The sequence below is a fragment of the Leisingera sp. M527 genome (genome assembly GCF_025141525.1).
Classification (GTDB): Bacteria; Pseudomonadota; Alphaproteobacteria; order Rhodobacterales; family Rhodobacteraceae; genus Leisingera.
In genome coordinates this window covers 3,569,460-3,586,935 of record NZ_CP081037.1, presented here as the reverse complement: position 1 = coordinate 3,586,935, position 17,476 = coordinate 3,569,460, and the positions used below count along the sequence as shown (strand labels likewise).

12 protein-coding genes and 1 pseudogene are annotated in these 17,476 nt (G+C 61.7%); 6 read left to right on the top strand and 7 right to left on the bottom strand.

The genetic code is table 11. The annotated features are described in order from the left end of the window. Positions 1-4 precede the first annotated feature (4 nt). The 3 genes from K3555_RS17725 to K3555_RS17715 are packed head-to-tail and all read left to right on the top strand — an operon-like array spanning position 5 to position 4,152. Entirely contained in the window at positions 5-1,576 is a 1,572-nt protein-coding gene (locus tag K3555_RS17725; RefSeq protein ID WP_260006471.1) for an NAD(P)/FAD-dependent oxidoreductase, read from the top strand. Then, positions 1,576-2,754 carry an aminomethyltransferase family protein gene (locus tag K3555_RS17720; RefSeq protein ID WP_260006470.1) on the top strand — a complete coding sequence of 393 codons (1,179 nt, stop codon included), beginning with the start codon at positions 1,576-1,578 and terminating at the stop codon, positions 2,752-2,754. Before K3555_RS17725 ends, K3555_RS17720 begins: the two co-directional genes overlap by 1 nt. Positions 2,755-2,772: 18 nt before the next feature. Next, a complete protein-coding gene (locus K3555_RS17715; protein WP_260006469.1) occupies positions 2,773-4,152 on the top strand; it encodes an aminotransferase in 1,380 nt (459 codons plus the stop codon). Between the two features lie 221 nt (positions 4,153-4,373). On the opposite strand, the gene K3555_RS17710 is transcribed toward K3555_RS17715, so the two are convergent. Next, the gene (locus tag K3555_RS17710; RefSeq protein ID WP_260006468.1) at positions 4,374-6,413 is read right to left on the bottom strand and encodes an NAD(P)-binding protein; all 2,040 of its coding nucleotides are present in this window, start codon (positions 6,411-6,413) and stop codon (positions 4,374-4,376) included. A gap of 166 nt (positions 6,414-6,579) precedes the next feature. Here K3555_RS17710 and K3555_RS17705 point away from each other — a divergent pair, with 166 nt between their 5' ends. Then, the gene (locus tag K3555_RS17705) at positions 6,580-7,641 is read left to right on the top strand and encodes an extracellular solute-binding protein (RefSeq protein ID WP_260006467.1); all 1,062 of its coding nucleotides are present in this window, start codon (positions 6,580-6,582) and stop codon (positions 7,639-7,641) included. Between the two features lie 103 nt (positions 7,642-7,744). On the opposite strand, the gene K3555_RS17700 is transcribed toward K3555_RS17705, so the two are convergent. Genes K3555_RS17700 through K3555_RS17685 form a run of 4 tightly spaced genes read right to left on the bottom strand, consistent with a single transcriptional unit; the run spans position 7,745 to position 11,801 of the window. Beyond that, complete coding sequence (locus K3555_RS17700; RefSeq protein ID WP_260006466.1) at positions 7,745-8,848, bottom strand: ABC transporter ATP-binding protein; 1,104 nt, start codon at positions 8,846-8,848, stop codon at positions 7,745-7,747. A gap of 1 nt (position 8,849) precedes the next feature. Further along, positions 8,850-9,683, bottom strand: a complete 834-nt coding sequence (locus tag K3555_RS17695; RefSeq protein ID WP_260006465.1) for an ABC transporter permease — start codon at positions 9,681-9,683, stop codon at positions 8,850-8,852. Then, a complete protein-coding gene (locus K3555_RS17690; protein WP_259987771.1) occupies positions 9,680-10,537 on the bottom strand; it encodes an ABC transporter permease in 858 nt (285 codons plus the stop codon). The genes K3555_RS17695 and K3555_RS17690 overlap by 4 nt, the downstream gene beginning before the upstream one ends. A 58-nt stretch (positions 10,538-10,595) precedes the next feature. Then, complete coding sequence (locus tag K3555_RS17685) at positions 10,596-11,801, bottom strand: SRPBCC family protein (protein WP_260006464.1); 1,206 nt, start codon at positions 11,799-11,801, stop codon at positions 10,596-10,598. A gap of 148 nt (positions 11,802-11,949) precedes the next feature. Here K3555_RS17685 and K3555_RS17680 point away from each other — a divergent pair, with 148 nt between their 5' ends. Continuing rightward, positions 11,950-13,449, top strand: a complete 1,500-nt coding sequence (locus K3555_RS17680; protein WP_260006463.1) for a trimethylamine methyltransferase family protein — start codon at positions 11,950-11,952, stop codon at positions 13,447-13,449. Positions 13,450-13,602: 153 nt separating this feature from the next. Next, a pseudogene (locus K3555_RS17675) lies at positions 13,603-14,112 on the top strand (hypothetical protein); the annotation flags it as partial. Positions 14,113-14,140: 28 nt separating this feature from the next. Here K3555_RS17675 and K3555_RS17670 read toward each other — a convergent pair. Both K3555_RS17670 and K3555_RS17665 read right to left on the bottom strand, forming a co-directional pair. Beyond that, the gene (locus K3555_RS17670) at positions 14,141-15,340 is read right to left on the bottom strand and encodes an aromatic ring-hydroxylating dioxygenase subunit alpha (RefSeq protein WP_260006462.1); all 1,200 of its coding nucleotides are present in this window, start codon (positions 15,338-15,340) and stop codon (positions 14,141-14,143) included. After that, complete coding sequence (locus K3555_RS17665) at positions 15,340-17,415, bottom strand: FAD-dependent oxidoreductase (protein ID WP_260006461.1); 2,076 nt, start codon at positions 17,413-17,415, stop codon at positions 15,340-15,342. Before K3555_RS17665 ends, K3555_RS17670 begins: the two co-directional genes overlap by 1 nt. Positions 17,416-17,476 lie beyond the last annotated feature (61 nt).

The window sequence follows — 17,476 nt, the reverse complement described above, 5'->3', positions numbered from 1 at the left end:
GACAATGAATACACCAACCTACGACGCAATTGTCATTGGTGCCGGCCACAACGGGCTGGCCGCGGCTGCAACGCTGGCCCGCAAAGGCAAATCCGTCTGCGTGATCGAAAAGAACGCAACCACCGGCGGCATGGCCCGCAATACCACGCTGGCAAGCGGCATAGAGGTGCCGGAGATTGCGCATCTGCTCTACAACCTTCATCCCAAGGTGAAGAAGGAGCTGGGCCTCGGCACCGCCCGCGCGCCTCTGGACATGCGCGAGCTTTCTGCTGTTTCACTGTCCCAAGATGGGAACCATGCCGTGATCCGCGGTGGCAAGGCAGAACTGGCCGATGGGCGGCCCCACCCGGAAGCCGCGCTTTTTACGGAGCTGATGCGCCGCCTGACACTGTTCGCCGGCCTTCTGGGACAGCTTTCAACAAAATCCCCGCCATCTCTTGAGGGCGGACTGGCCAGCCTGAATACACTCACGGAACTTGCCGGGCTGGCCAAACTGGGGCTGGATCTTAAGCGGACGGGCAAGAAAGACATGCGCGAGTTTCTCCGCGTGCTATTTTCCAACGCCTACGATTTGATCCTGGACGATCTGGAAGACGGCCCGCTGGCCGGGGCGCTGGCAGCGGATGCGGTGCGCGGCGCCTATGCCGGGCCGCGCTCACCCGGGACGGTTTTCTCGCTGATGTACCGGCTGGGGCAGGGCGGCGGAGCGCAGCTGCCGATCGGCGGCATGGGTGCGGTTTCAGCTGCGTTTGAAGCTGCAGCCCGCGCAGCCGGCGCTGAAATCCGCACCGGCACCGGCGTGTCCCGTGTGCTGGTCGAAAATGACCGCGCGTCAGGTGTGGTGTTGGAGGATGGCACGGAGATCTCCGCCCGCACAGTTCTGAGCAACACTGGCCCAATGCCCGCGATGAAGCTGGCGGGTGCAGAACATTACGACGTGGAAATGGTGCGGCGGATGCGCAACCAGCGCTGCAAGGGCGCGGCCGCCAAGGTCAATCTGGTCCTGAACGGTGTACCGAAGTTCACCGGCCTCACCCCCGAACTCGCGGCAGGCCGGCTGCTGATTGCGCCAAGTGCCACCTATGTGGAGCGCGCCTTCAACCCGGCAAAATTCGGCGGGATCGCGGAAAGCCCGGTGATTGAGGCGGTCATTCCCAGCCTTGCCGACCCAGGGCTGGCCAAAGACGGGCAGCATGTGCTGTCCGCTGTTGTCAGCTCTGTTCCGTATGGGCTGGAGGGCGGCTGGGATGAGGCCGCATGTGACAGGCTTGCCGCCGTCACACTCTCCACGCTGGAGACATACGCACCCGGCTTCAGCGCGCTGGTCACGGAACGCCAGGTGCTCAGCCCCGCCTGTATCGAGGCGCGGACCGGAGCGCCGGGCGGGCATTGGCATCATGCGGAGATGGGCATCGATCAGATCCTCACGGTGCGGCCAGCCAACGGCATGGCGCATTACCGCTTCGGCCCCAAGGGCTACTACCTGTGCGGTGCGGGGGCCCATCCCGGCGGCGATGTGACCGGGCTTGCCGGCCGCAACAGCGCCTTGCAGCTATTGAAAGACGGGGTGATCTGATGACCAAACATGTACCCATCGGTCTGATCGAAACCCCGTTCCAGCCACGGCTGGAGGCGCTCAGCACCGCCAAAAGCTGGACCAATTGGGCGGGCTATGTTTCGCCTGCGATGCTGGACACAGTGGAGTTCGAATATTTCGCCATCCGCAACCAGACCACCCTGTTCGACATCTCGCCGATGCACAAATACCGCATCACCGGACCGGACGCGCTGCAAGTGGTGAACCGGCTGGTGACCCGCAATGCCGCCAAGCTGCGCGCCGGGCGGGTCGGCTATGTCCTGTGGTGCGACGAAGAGGGTATGGTGATCGACGACGGCACCCTGTTCCGCTTCTCGGAGACTGACTTCCGCCTTTGCTGTCAGGAGCCGATGTACACATGGCTGCTCGACTCCGCCTGGGGCTTTGACGCAAAGATCTCCGACGAAAGCCAGGAGATCGCGGCGCTGTCGCTGCAGGGCCCGACCTCGTTTTCGCTGCTGCAGGACGCAGGACTAGGCGCCGTGGCGGATATGAAACCCTTCGACTGGCGCGAAATCGAGCCGGATCTGTGGATTTCCCGCACCGGATTCACCGGCGATCTCGGCTATGAGCTGTGGGTGCCTAATGGTAAGGCGCTGGAGCTTTGGGACAGGCTTTGGGCCAAGGGCGGCCACTGGGGCCTGCGGGCGATCGGGTTTGAGGCGCTCAACATCTGCCGGATCGAGGCCGGGTTCATCGCCGCGGGTTTTGACTTCCAGCCCGTGCATATGGCCATGCGTCTGGGCCGGGGCCGCACCCCGCTGGAGCTGGGATTCGCCAAGATGGTGGATTTAACCAAGGGCCATTTCAACGGCCGCCGGGCGCTGCTGAAACAGCAGGAGACCGGCCTGTGTTATCACCTGCGCAAGATCGACATCGGCGGTTTCAAACCCGCGGATGGCGCGCTGATCTATCACAAGAAAAAGAAGGAGGTGGGGCATGTGACCTCTGGCGTCTGGTCCCCCACCACCAAGCGCAACATCGCGCTGGCCGAGTTCAAGGCGCCTTTCGGCGAGGGCATCACCGATGACCTCTGGGCCGAAGTTTACGTCAACGAAGAGGGGCAGTGGGACAGGCGCCTGGTGCCGGTCACCATCGAGGACAAGCCCTTCTTCATTAACAGCCGTGCGCGGGCAACCCCGCCGCGCCCGTTTTAACCCGGATCAGGTACTCCCATGACCAAGATGACCCCGAACACATTCGCAAACGAACCGAGCGCCGACACCCTGCACGAATGGGACCGCACCCATCAGCTGCACCCCTGGATGGCAATGGATGACTGGCGCGGCTACGATAACATGCTGATGGAGAGTGCCGACGGCATCCATCTGTGGGATGCCTCCGGCAAACGTTACATCGACGGACCGGGCGGCATGTGGTGCACCCAGATTGGCTATGGCCGCCAGGACATGGCCGATGCCATCGCCGCGCAGGTGATGAAGCTGCCCTATACTTCGCCCTTCACCAACACCACCGAGCCGTCGGCAGTGCTGGCCCGGAAGATCGCCGAAATGGCGCCGGGCGACCTCAACAACGTCTTCTTCACCACTGGCGGCTCGACCGCGGTGGATACGGCCCTGCGCACCATGCAGTACATGAACAACCGCCGCGGGATGCCGCAGAAGAAAAAGATCATCGCCCGCGAGAAGGGCTACCACGGCTCCACCTATCTGGCCCATTCGGTGACCGGCAAGGAGCGCGACCAGAGCCATTTCGATTTTGAAACCCGGCTGGTGCATTTCCTGCCCGACGTGAACCCCTACCGCCGCCCTGCAGGCATGAGCGTGGAGGACTGGTGCGATGCCAAGGTTGCGGATCTGGAGGCTGCCATTGCAGAGATCGGCGCGGACAATATCGGCGCCTTTATTGCCGAGCCGATCCTGTCCTCCGGCGGTGTCATCGTGCCTGCACCCGGCTATCACAAACGGACGTGGGAGCTGTGCCGCGCCAATGACATCCTCTATATTTCCGACGAGGTGGTGACGGGCTTTGGCCGTCTTGGCCACTGGTTCGCCTCCCAGGAGGTCTTTGGCATCCAGCCTGACATGATCACCTGTGCCAAGGGGCTGACATCCGGCTATCTGCCGCTTGGCGCCTGCATCATCTCTGACCGCGTCATGGAGCAGATGAGCGATCTGGGCACACCGTCCTCCTACACCAACGGATACACATATTCCGGCCATCCAGTGTCCTGCGTTGCGGCGCTGAAGAACATCGAGATCATCGAGCGCGAAAGCATCCTGGAGCATGTCCGCGCCGTCACTCCGCATTTCCAGGCGCGTCTGAGCGATCTGATGAGGTTCGATATCGTCGGCGACGCCCGCGGCGAGGGTCTGCTGGGATGCATCGAATGCCAGGCAGAGAATCTGGAGGCCGAGCGCAAGCTCGGTTCGATGATAGATGCGGCTTGCGAGGAGATGGGGCTGATCGTCCGCCCACTGATCAACATGGCAGTGTTCTCGCCGCCGCTGATCATCACATTGGAACAGACCGACGAAATGTTCGACATCCTGGAACGTGCCATCCAGCAGGTGGAAGCGCAGCTGGCAGCGTAAAGCTGGAGGGGGTGGCACCGGCTCCCGTCACCCTTCCCCGAACTGGCGGGCGCAAACGGTGGTTCCGGCGCCCGCTTTTTTTGTTCCGAATACCTGCGGTTGTGACGGCAGGCCAGGGCCATCGCTCTAGCCCGGGACGTGTCGCGCTTCCTATCCACAGGAAATGAAAAGCCCCGGCTCCTGCGGCAGTTTCCGCAGGAGCCGGGGCTTAGAATTCTGCCTTACACTGTATGCTCGCGGCGCCCGTATTTCTTGGCCAGATCGACCTCCTGCCCCAGATCCATCGCTGCGCGGTAGCCGCTTTGCACCGCGGCGGCGATAATGTGGGGGGCTTCTGCGTCGCCGATACGGGCTACCGATTTGATCCCGGTGTCTTGCAACCCGTCTCCCAACATCTTCAGCCCGTCATAAAGCCCCAGCACCGGCAGGCGGCGGGTGAGGGGGATGATCGCATCGCAGGCAAGCGTGCTGCGGGCTTCTGAGAGCATGCAGGACAACACCGCCTCACCTGTCTGCGCGGCCACCAGCATCCGGTTGGGCACAACCGCGGCACCTGCCTCGACCAGGGCGGCGTTGGACTGGTAGACCTCCGTCGTCCACTGGCCCCAATCGCAGGGGCGGCCTGCAGGTGTCACAAGGGTGACCCGGTGCCCGTCTTTGCGCAGCTGCAGTGCCAGGACCGAACCGAGATAGTAGTGGTCGTCGTCATAAATCACCACGTGATCGGCGTTGAGCGCTTCGCCGTTCAGAACCGTTTCTGCCGAGACGATCATGCCGGGCGCTTCTTCTTCCAGCCCGGTGCCGGAATGGCGCCCGATGGTGTCCGTGGCCCAGACCGCCCCGGTGGCGGCAATGACGTGAGAGACGCCAAGGTCCAGCACATCGGAGGCATCCAGCGGGCTTTCCGGGTAAACCTCAACGTTGGACAGATTGTCGATCTGGCCGATGCGCCAGTCGCGCACGCGGGCCCATTCGATCATCCCCGGCAGGCGGGATTCGCGGGTGACGCGGCCACCCAGGGTCCGGCTTGCCTCGGCCAGCATCACCGAATGGCCTCGTTCGCCCAGCACCCGGGCAGCCTCTAGCCCGGCAGGGCCGGCGCCTACCACCAGCACCTTCTCAGGGGCTGTGCTGCGGCCGGATTTCTCTGGATGCCAGCCCTGGCGCCATTCCTCGCCCATGGTCGGATTCTGGGTGCAGCGCAGCGGCACCCCCAGCGAGTCATGCGCATAGCAGATGTTGCAGCCGATGCATTCGCGGATGTCCTCGCTACGCCCCTCTTCGATCTTCTTGGGCAGAAACGGGTCGGCAATCGATGGCCGCGCCGCGCCGATCAGATCTTGCCCGCCCTGGCGGATCACCTGCGCCATGGTGTCGGGCGACGTGTAGCGGCCCACTGCCACAACAGGTTTCGAGGTCAGCGATTTTGCTTTCGCGATGCTATCAGTGAAGGAGGCTTCCTTGACGAAACGGCTCGCCCCCATCTCCACCCCGTAATCGGGCACCACAAGGTCCCAAAGATCCGGCAGATCCGCCAGCATGGCAAAAGCATCATAGCTTTCGGAATCTTCCAGCCCGACGCTGAACCGGGTGGCCACGGCGCATTTGTGGCCAACGGCCTCTTTGGTCTCCTCAATCAGCTCGCGCACCAGCCGCACCCGGTTCTCCAGGCTGCCGCCGTATTCATCGCTGCGGGTGTTGTTCACCGGGTCGAGGAATTCCGACAGCAGGTAGCCGTGGGTGGCATAAACATAAACGATGTCGAACCCGGCATCGACCGCACGCAAGGCAGCGTCGCGGTGCCATTTGCGGATGTTGCGGATGTCCTCGCGGCCGATCTTGCGCGCCTGCCCGGGATGCAGGACGGTGGAATCCGTCTGCGGCCGGTTGCGCAGGCCCAAAGGCGCCAGGCGGGTGCCGAAATTGGTCACCATGCCGCCGCCGATCCACAGCTCCACCCCGGCCAGCGCGCCATGTTCGTGCACCGCGTCGGTCATCAGCCGGTTGGCGCGGATGTCATCCTCGTCCCAAAGTGCTGCATAGGGGTAATAGTCGTTGTCCGAAGTCGGGTGGATCGAACAGAATTCAGTGTTAACGACCCCCCATCCCCCTTCCGCCTTCATCCCCCGCATCGCCGCCACGGTGCGCGGACGCCGCCAGCCCATGCCCGCACAATGCGGAACCTGATAAAACCGGTTTTTAGTTTCTACAGGGCCGATTTTCAGCGGCTGGAACAGGATGTCATGGCGGGGATCGCGCATCAGAGTTTACCTTTTGGCGGGCATATTTCAGTTCACAATTTAATTGAGCGCTTAAATAAATGTTGTGTCAAGCCGATTTCCCTCCTAACCTTTTCTATCACGGCCAAGCCTGTGCCGGAGGAGGCAAATGGCGGGAAAACAGGGCCGCGGCAACAGGGAGACTTTCATGAAATTTTTGAAAACAGCCACTGCGCTTGGCACGGTTCTTTCGCTACAGGCAGGCGCGGGCCTGGCCGCAGACGCGGAGCTGACCGTTTTCGACTGGGCCGGTTACGAGGATCCAGGGTTCTTCTCTGCTTACATTGAGACGCATGGCGACAGCCCGACCTTTGCGTTCTTCGGTGACGAAGAAGAGGCGTTCCAGAAATTGCGATCTGGGTTTCGCGCAGATGTTGCGCATCCCTGTTCGCAATCGGTGCCGAAATGGATCGAGGCCGGATTGCTCGCACCGCTCGACACTGCACGGATCGACCGCTGGGACGAGCTCGAGCCAAGCTTTCGCGACGTCAAGGCCTACACCAAGGACGGGCAGAACTATTTCATCCCGGCAGACTGGGGCAATACCGCAGTCACCTATCACACGGAACATCTGAACGACGCAGACGTTGCGTCCCTGCAGGCCTTTGCGGACCCCAAACACCAGGGGCGCATCTCGATCGGGGACAATGTGGACGACGCCTATGCGCTGGGGTTCCTGGCCACCGGTGTCAATGATTGGACAAATGCCACAGACGCCCAATTCCGTGCGGCGTCTGACTTCCTGCGCACCGTGCACCAGAACGTGCGCACTTATTGGTCCGATGGGGCCTCGCTGGCGCAGTTGATGCAAAGCGGCGAGGTTTATCTGGCCTGGGCCTGGAACGAGACCTATTCGACGATGACCTACGAAGGCCATCCGATCGGAATCAAGCGCGACACGGCAGAGGGCGCATCCAGCTGGGTGTGCGGCTATGCAAAGCTCACCAATGCACCGGGGTCCGAGGACAAGTTCTATGACTTCATCAACGCCTGGCTGGAGCCGCAGACTGCAAACCACCTGGTATCCGCCTGGGGTTATGGCCACGGCAACGCCAAGGCGATGGCGGATATGAACACCGAAGACCTGGCGGCGGCCGGGCTTGAAAGCAGCAACGCGCTGCGCGCCAAAACCCTTTGGCAGGCCCCGGTGCCTTCGGCGCTGCGCGAGAAGATGATTGCCGAATTCGAACTGATCAAAGCCGGTTTCTGAAACAGTCAGGCCTTCCGGATGACGAAACGCCCCGCCAAATGGCGGGGCGTTTTCTTGTTGTTCAGAGCATTTGCAAAAGAGCAGAGGTCAATGCCTCCCAGCCTTATTGGAACAGCACAATGGAGTCTGCGCCCCAACCCACCGGAACTTCGCTGCCGGGCGGCACGATGGACCGGCCTGCCGTGTTGCGCATCGAGATGGTCACGTCCTCGCCGTGGCCGGGCAGGCGCACGCTGTAATAGGTCATGTCGCCGTAATAGGCGGTGCCGGTCACCTGTCCTCTGGCCACCTGCTCGGCCGGTTCGCTTCCGTCAAACAGGATGGTCAGCATTTCCGGGCGGATGCCAATCGAATCCAGGGTCCGAAGGTCCAGCCCGTCGGGGATCTGTGCCGACGGCAGCTCGATGCTGCCAAGTGCCGGAATGTCGAGCGCCAGATGGCCGTTCATACGCCCGGTGGCCTTGGCGCCGAGGAAGTTCATCACCCCGATGAAAGAGGCGATACGCCTGTCCACCGGACGGCGGTACAGTTCCTCGGGGGTGGCGAGCTGCGCGATCCGGCCGTCGAACATCACCGCGATCCGGTCTGACATGGTCAGCGCCTCCTCCTGGTCGTGGGTCACCAGGATGAAGGTGATGCCAAGCTTCTGCTGAAGCTGCCGCAGCTCCACCTGCATCTGGTCGCGCAGCTTCTTGTCGAGCGCCGACAGCGGCTCATCCAGCAGCACCACCTTCGGCTTCATCACCAGCGCCCGGGCCAGCGCAACCCGCTGGCGCTGGCCGCCGGACAGTTCATGCGCGGCGCGGGTCCCAAGGCCGCCCAGATCCACCATTTGCAGCGCCTGCTCTACCTCGCGGGCAATCTCGGCCTTGGGCAGTTTGCGTGTCTTTAACCCGTAACCGACGTTCTCGGCGACGCTGAGATGCGGGAAGATAGCATAAGATTGAAAAACCATGTTGGTGGGGCGGCGGTTGGCGGGCACGCCTGCCATGTCCTGGCCTGCAATCACGATGGTGCCATCCGTTGGCGTCTCAAACCCGGCGATCATCCGCAGCAGGGTTGTCTTGCCGCAGCCCGATGGGCCCAGCAGTGAAAAGAATTCGCCCTCATAGACGGTTGCATCGATGCCTTTCAAAGCCTGAAAGCTTCCGAAGGACTTGGTGACGCCCGCAAGGTCGATGATGGGATTGGGAGATGGGATGGCCATGTCAGGCAAATCCTCCGGTGGCTGAAGCTTCGAGACCCTGTTTCCGCGCGGCGCGGCGGCGGAACCACTCGGCCAGGATCAGGAGCAGGACGGACAAAGCCAGCAGGATGGTCCCCAGCGCCATCACTGATGGCAGTTTGGCAGGGAAGCGCAGCTGGCTCCAGATATAGACGGGCAGGGTAACTTCGGTGCCGGTCAGGAAAAAGGCGATGATGAACTCATCCAGCGAAATGGTGAAGGTGATCAGCAGGCTGGACACCACACCTGGCATGACCAGAGGCAGGACCACGCGGCGGAAGGTGCCCCAGCGGCTTTCGCCCAGATCAAAGGACGCTTCCTCAAGGCTTTGGTCCAGCCCCTGAAAGGCGGAGTTCAGGATGGCGATGGAGAAGGGCGTGCAGATCAGCACATGCCCCAGCACCACGGTTGCCAGCGACAGCGGCATGCCCAGCTGCATCAGCAGCACCAGCAGGGACACCGCCACGATGATTTCGGGCAGCACCAGCGGCAGCATGATAAAGCTCATGATGCCACGTTTTGCGGGAAACCGGTAGCGCGCCGCAGCCCGCGCCGCGCAGGCGCCAAGGATGGTGCTCAGCACCGCCGATGAGAGACCGACCAACAGCGAATTCCGCACCGCGCCATGCAGGGATTCGGTTTGCCACAGCACGTCGAACCACTGTGTCGTAAAGCCGGTCAGCGGAAAGGAGATGATCGTGGCATCGTTGAAGGCAAACATCGGCAGCAGGATCACCGGCGCGTAGAGGAAAGCCATATAGGCAACCGCATAAACGGCCAGCCATCTGGCAGAGAGGAATTTCAGGGCGGGTTTCATTGCACCTTGCCTCCAAAACGTTTGCCAGCAAGGAAGATAACCGCGCTTATGCCGGCTACGATCAGCATCGAAGTGATCGCCAGCGCAGCCCCTAACGGCGCGTTGTTTGCCTTGCCGAATTGTATCTGGATCATGTTGGCGATCATCAGCCCGTCAGTGCCGCCAACCAGTTTCGGAGTGATGAAATCGCCGATGGTGGGGATCAGCACAATCAGGGTGGAGGCAACCACGCCGGGCATCGCCAGCGGCAGGGTGATGCGGAAGAACCGCCGCACCGGCCCGTCGCCCAGATCCTCAGCGGCCTCCAGCAGTGAGCGGTCGATTTTCTCAAGTGCCACAAAAATCGGCAGGATCGCAAAGGGTGCCCAGGCATGCGCCAGGGTCAGCACCACAGCATTGGCATTATACAGCAGGAAGGTCAGCGGCTCGTCAATAATGCCCAGCCCCGTGAAGGCCGTGTTAAGCACGCCGTTATAGCCGAGGATGACCTTCCACAGAAATACCCGCAGCAGGTAGCTGGTCCAGAACGGCACGGTGATCAGGAACAGCCACAATGCCTTGCGCTGTTTGACGTGAAAGGACAGAAAATAGGCGATCGGAAACGCCAGCCCCACGGTCACTGCCGTGACAATGAGCGAGATTTTCAATGAACGCAGCAGCAAGGCGCGGTAGATCGGCTTGCTCCAGGCCTCGCGGTAGTTGTCCAGCGTGAGCGTGGTGTCGAGATCCAGATAGTTCTGGGTCCAGAAACTGAACGTCAGCACCATCACCAAAGGCGCGGCCAGCATCAGCAGCGAATAGAGCAATGTCGGGCTGATTAATGCGAGGCCCTGGCGCCTCTCTCCAGTTAACATTCCTGGCTCCTCCTGGGTGGTTTTAAGGGCGCCGCCCCCGCACGGGCGGCGCCCGCCTTCAAGCCTTGTCAAGCTGCGCAAGCAGTTCTGCGTTGCAGGCCTTCAATTGCCCTGGTCCGGGTTCATCATGCTGCAGAACCGGGAACAGCTTGCGCAGCTCGTCGTGGTAACTGCGCACGCCATGCTCCAGATCCGACAGGATGACGCCATCATAGCCGCTGGAAAAGGCCGCCTCCCAGCACCATTCTATAAGCTGCTCATCCTCTTTCGAGGTGATCCGGTCGATCCGCCCGCTGAGATAGCGCGCGGCGCGCAGCTGCCGGTCTTCGGACGGTCGCTTGTAACAGGCGGCGCGCTGGATGGTGCGGCCGTTTTCCACCGGAAACTCGTGGTAGAAGATCACCGAGTCCGGGTAGATGCCGAACACCAGGTTGGGAAAGACCCCAAGATAGAGCCAGGCTGCCTGATGTTCCTCGTCCAGCCCATCGGCTTTGGGCAGCAGCTTTTTGTAGTTGCGCACGCTCCACAGCCGCCCGTTACCGGGACGGAAAGCGCCGAATGACCGTGCAGCGCCGTTACTGAAAGGCTGATCGTCATAGTTGCTGCCAAAAAGATCATGCAGGCCCGGGTGCGCCAGCGGCACATGATAGCCTTCGTTGTCCACATCGCGGACGCATTTCCAGTTTGCGGCAATTTCAGTGGCGCTGATCCCGTTCCCGTCCGGCAGAAGGTCTGCCAGGCCGTAAGGCGCCAGCTCCGCCTCGAACTGCGCCATCACTTCGGACACCGCGGGCTGCGGTCCCGGCTTGAAGCGCACAAAGACAAACCCGTGCCAGATGTCCATCTCAACCGGTTTCAGCCCCCATTCCTGCGGATCCAGATCCGGCAGGGTTTCGGGCCGTGCCGCACCGCGCAGGGTGCCATCCAGATTGAAAGCCCAGCCGTGGAACGGACAGATGATGGCGTTTTTGCAATGACCCTTGTCTTCAGCCACGACACGGCTGCCCCGATGGCGGCAAAGATTGTGAAAGGCGCGCACTGCGCCGTCTTTCCCCCGCACCACCAGGGCACGCTCACCGGTGAAATCCGCGGCCATGAAATCGCCGGGCTCCGGCACGTCATTCACATGGCAAACAAGCTGCCAGTGGCGGCGGAACAGCAGCTCCTTTTCTTCTTCCAGAAGCTCCGGATTGGTATAACTCCAGGCGGGTAATCCGGTACGTCCGGCCCTGGGATCAGACTGAATTAGCGCGTCGTCCTTCATGCGGGTCTCCTTCCCTCTGGTTGGAATCATTAGCATTATTTATTTAAGCGCTCAAATAAATAATTTGCCGGAGGAGGCATTGATGTCTGGACAAACCGGATTTCGAACACCAAGTTTGAGCGATCACTCAAAGAAAGGGGTAGAACAAATGCGCCGTGCGAGAAGCCGCAGAAAAACCGTCTCAATCGAAGCGCCTGCCAGCAAGGGCCCGCATTCCCGGGCCACTCCGGCCTATGCGCCGCTGACGCAGGGGCAGGTGGACAAGATCGTGGACACCACGGTTGAGCTGCTTGCAACCTCCGGCGTGGTCATCGAGCCGGGCGGCGAAGCGGATGGTTTGTTGCGGCAGGCTGGCTGTGTCCTTTCAGACGGCGGTATCGTCAAGATCCCGGAAACCGTGACCCGCAGGGCGCTGGCAACAGCCGCCCGCAAGACCACGCTCTGGGACCGCAACGGTGAAAACCCCATCTCGATTGATTGCGAGCACACATGGTTCATGCCCGGCATGACTTGCATCGCGGTCTATGACGCGGTCTCCGGTGAGCCGCGCCCTTCGACGCGGGAGGACCTGGCGCTGATCACCTTGATTGCCGACAAGCTGCCGCATGTCGACGGTGTCTGCATTGCGGTGAAGAATGTCGAACAGTCGAACCAGTTCGGCGAGATCGACGAATTTGTCTGCCTGATGGAAAACACTACCAAGCCGCTGGAATACCTTTGCGAGCACCCGTCGTCGCTTGTCGCTGTCACTGAAATGGCGGCCGCGCTGCGCGGATCGCAGGACGCGCTGAGGAAAAAGCCCTACTTCCTGCACCTGGTCACGCCGCTGCCGGTCAATCTCGCACGGATCCACTCGGACCAGATCATCACCGCTGCCCGGGCAGGCGTCCCGGTTGGGGTTGGTACCCTGCCGATCGGCGGCGCTTCATCCCCAATTACCCTGGCTGGCTGCATCACCCATGCGCTGATGACAGACTTCGCTGCTGCGGTGCTGGGCCAGCTGGCCGCCGAGGGCAGTTTCTGCGTCGGCTGTTCGGATGTGAATTTCATGGAGCCGGCCACCGGTGCCATCGGCAGCTTTTCCCAGACTTCAGTGGCTGATATGGCGATGTGCCAGATCCGCCGGTCGCTGGGGTTCCCGTCGCTGACTGGCATCGGCGGCTGCTCGGTTGCCCGCCGCTTTAATCAGGATGCAGTCTGGGAAATCTCCTCGAACATGACGCAGATGTTCTACAACCGTCCCGCCACAATCGACTATATGGGATCCCTTGATCAGGGTTTGACATATTCGCTGCATGCGCTTTTACTCTGCGACGATCTGGCGGGGCTGCTGCGTAAGATGTGGCAAGGCCTGGAAGTTTCCGCCGATCAGATGGCTGCCGATCTGATCCGGGAAGTCGGCCCGTCGGGGAACTTTCTTGCGCGGCAGCACACGGTCGACAATTGCCGGACCCAGGTCTGGAACTCCCGCTATTTCGGGCCAAACATACCGCTCAGCAACGCAGGCGCGCCGGATCAGGATCTGCTGGAGCGTATCGGCGATGACCTCAGGATCATGCTGGCCGAGCTGGAACAACCGGTGTTGCCTTCGAAAACCAAGGCGGCAGTAACCGCGATCTTAAACAATTACCGCGATCTCGCGGTCTAGGTGTTTGATCCCAGGTTTTGATGGTGTGATCCTTTCTCGGGCCTGGAAGGAAACACTATGGGACAAGTTCGTCATGGGAGCGCCACGCGCTGTCAGCCGGCAGGCGGTTGCGCAGCAATCTGCCGATAGGGCACGCACGCCGTCAGAGCAGCAATACAGCGATCGCAGGCTCCGCCCGCGCAGCTGAGCAAGGAGCTGGGCATCAATCCCAAGACCGTCGCGAAGTGGCGCAAGCCTGCGACGGTGGAGGATTTGAAGACCGGGCCGAAGGAGCCGTGTTCGGCCGTTCTCTTCGAAGCGGAGGAGGCAATGATCGTCGCATTCCGGCGGCACACGCCACTGCCGCTGGATGATTGCCTCTATGCGTTTCAGCCATGGAGCTGCGAGGAAAGGCAAACAGTCCGGGGGACTGTTTGCCCGAGCGGCGGCCAGGTCGGGCGGATGAACCGAACGATTAAGGACGCGACGGTACAACGATTCCATTACGACAGCCATGATCAGCTGCGCACGCACCTCGCCGGCTTCATGGACGCATACAACTTTGCTCGCAGGCTCAAGACGCTTAGCGGCCTCACACCCTGCGAATACATCTGCAAGATCTGGATTTCAGAGCCAGATCGTTTCATCCCAAATCCGCTCCACCAGGTGCCGGGACTGAAAACCTGGACACAGTTGCTAGGGTGTAAGGCGTTCAGATCATGCCGAAATAGCTGCGGTAGAAGCCGGGCAGACTCCATTCCATTTCCGACAGCGGGCCGGGAACGAAACGGTGCGAATTCACTCCTTCCTGATTGTGGCGGATAATCTTCTCGTCATCGAGCGAGGTCACATGCCAGAGCCAGGTAAGCGCTTCCTTGTCGTAGTCGCGACCCTCTTCCGCACCGCCGCGCACATACCAGGCGATCTGTATATCGGTCTCCTGCAGGGAGCGCGGCACAAAGCGGTAGCCGACAAAGTGGTCGGCGTAGATCAGGAAATAGTTGAGCGTGCCGACCGCAAGGTCGGTGGCACCGCCGTCATGGCCGCTGAGCTCGCCTAGCGGAGGCGCCAGCGGTGCGCCGTCCCTGCTGCCGGTCTGATAGCCGGGAAACAGCGGGTAGCGGCGCCAGTAGACATCCGCGCCCGAGGCCAGGGCATTGGGACCGGTGAGGTCCAGTTCTTCGGTCGGCAGGCCGATGGCGGCAGAGCGTTCGCGCAGGGCTTCGCCATGTTTTTCAACATCCGCCGGGTCTTTCAGCGAATGGCTGCGCGAATATTCCTGATGCGAGGGCGCGCAATGGTAGCACTCCAGATAGTTCTCCAGCGCCAGCTTCCAGTTGGCGGGCACCGGATAAGAGGCCTCGTGCGCAAGCGTCAGGTTTTCCAGCTGCATCGGGGCGGACAGCGGTGCCAGCTTGTCCAGGCTGTCCTGCAGTACCGGCGGGTTTTCGTCGGCGCAGACAAAGATCAGCCCCTGGAAGATCTGCACCTGCACCGGGAACAGCCCGTATTCGCCGGGGTCGAAATCCGGCCCCATGGCACGGCCGCCACGCAGTTTTCCGTCCAGTCCGAAAGTCCAGGCGTGATAAGGGCAGGAGAAAACCCGGGCTGAGCCCTGTTTCTCCAGGCACACGCGGGATCCGCGATGGCGGCAGACATTCAGATGGGCGCGGACATCGCCGCTGCGGTCGCGCACCACGATGATGGATTCCGGGCCGTAGTCGAACAGGAAATAGTCGCCCGGCTCTGCGATCTGGCTGACATGGCCGGCCCAGATCCAGTTGCGGTTCCAGAACATCTTGATGTCGTGGTCATAAACCGCCTGAGAGGTATAGAAATGCCGCTCAAGCGCAAATCCGGGCTGATGGGTTTCAATCAGGTCACGCATCACTTGCAGGTCATCTTTGGGCATTATGCGCCTCCCATATCGTTGAGTGAGATAAGTTCGCGGCGGAACCATTCAGCATCGGCTGCCGCCGGGTCGCGTTCAAAGTTGCGTGCCGCCAAATGGCCGGCAAAGACCGCATCGGCAATCAGGCCGGGCGACGCGGCGTCGCCGATCATTTCCAGCGTGGTGAACCGGTCCCCGTAGTCAGCGCGCAGGGCATCGAAAAGCGCCGTATCGCGCTGGCGTGACGTCACCATCAGAAGGCTGGCGCAGCTGATTTGCCGGATGCGGCCGGTGTAGGCACAGGCAAGTGCCGCGCCGGTGGCATCCGCCGAGTGGAGCAGATGCAGCGGCACGATCTCCACGCCTGCCTGCAACAGGCTGGTTTGCACCCGGGCCTGCTCCAGTGTCAGGTCGGTAAAAGCCGAAGCCACAGCGCCGGGCGTGGCCAGGATCACCTTGCGGCCCGCGGCAGCCAGGTGGTCGGCCAGCACCCCGCCCAGATACCCCTGGTCGTCATCATAGAGCAGCACCGGCCCGCTGTCCGGCGGCAGTTCACCAGACATGATGTCATCCGGTGTGAAACAGGGCATATCCTGCACCGGCAGCGGGGCCAGTGAAGACCGCCCGCGCCCGTCACGGTGCCACTGGCTGCCGGTTGCGAGGAAGACATTGGGAATGCCGAGATCCGCCACCTCTTCGGCGGTCATCGGGCTGTCTGTGAACATCTGGACATTGGCCCGCTGCTGCAGCTGCCACAGACGGTTGTCCGCGACCCGTTTCCAAGCTGCCAGCCCTTTGAGGCGGCTTTCGCGCAGCGCCCGCCCGCCAAACTCCTTCCCGGCTTCGGCAAGGGTCACGTCATAGCCGCGTTTGGCCAGCTGCATCGCGCATTCCAGCCCGGCGGGTCCGGAACCGACCACCAGCGCGTGCTGCTCATGGCCCTTTGATGCGATCACCTCAGGGTGCCATCCCCGCCGCCATTCCTCGCCCATGGTCGGGTTCTGGGTGCAGCGGATCGGCACCCCGAGCATATCAGCAGAGACGCAGATATTGCAGCCGATGCATTCGCGGATTTCCTCAATCCTGCCTTCTTCAATTTTCTTCGGCAGGAACGGATCTGCGATCGAGGGCCGGGCCGCACCAATGAGATCAAGCACCCCCTTTTTGACCAGCGAGGCCATCAGATCCGGCGAGGTGAAACGGCCGACACCGACGACGGGTTTGGAAGTCACCTGTTTGACGAATTCGATGTAAGGAACCTGAAACCCGTCCTGCGGCTGGAACCGGGTGGTCTGGCTGTCATTGCTCCAGTCTGAGACATTCACATCCCAAAGATCGGGCAGATCAGCCAGCAATTCCACCACGGCGCGGCCTTCCTCCTGCGCCTGCATCCCGTCCGGCCCGGCCATCTGATCCACGGCAAAGCGGAAGGCCACCGCGCAATGGCCGTCAAGCTCCTCGCGGGTTTCCTCCAGCAGTTCGCGGGTAAGGCGCAGCCGGTTTTCCAGGCTGCCGCCGTATTCATCGCTGCGGTTGTTGTGCTGCGGCAGCAGAAAATGCTGCGGCAGGGTCATCTGGTGGCCGGCGTAGACATAGACAATATCGAAACCCGCCTCTTTGGCCCGCCGCGCGGCGGCCCGGTGCCAGCGGCGCAGGTCGCGGATGTCGGATTTGTCCATCGCACGAGCCTGCTTCGGGAATGGTGTGTCGATCGGCATGTCCGATGGGCCAAGCACCGGCGCGCGGGTCAAATGGTTGGTGGCATGATGGCCGTTATGGGCGAGCTGGATCGCGGCAAGCGCACCTTTGTCATGCACACCTTCCGTCATCAGCCGGAGGGCGGGGATGTCATGCTCATCCCAAAGCCGGTTTTCCGCATAAGGCCCAAGGTCCGAGGTCGGATGAATTTCCGTCTCCTGGGTGGAAACGACGGCCCAGCCGCCTTCGGCCTTCATCGTGCGCATCGCGGCCTCTGCCTGGGGGCGCACATGGCCCATCCCGTTGCAATGGGGCACCTGGTAAAAGCGGTTCCGTGCGGTGACGGGGCCGATCTTCACCGGCTCGAACAGAATGGAATACCCATTTGCGCCTTGCATGCTGGCACATCCTTTGTGTCTTGGTTGTTTGGTCTTGGCGGTGCGGCGGGTTTCAGTGCCC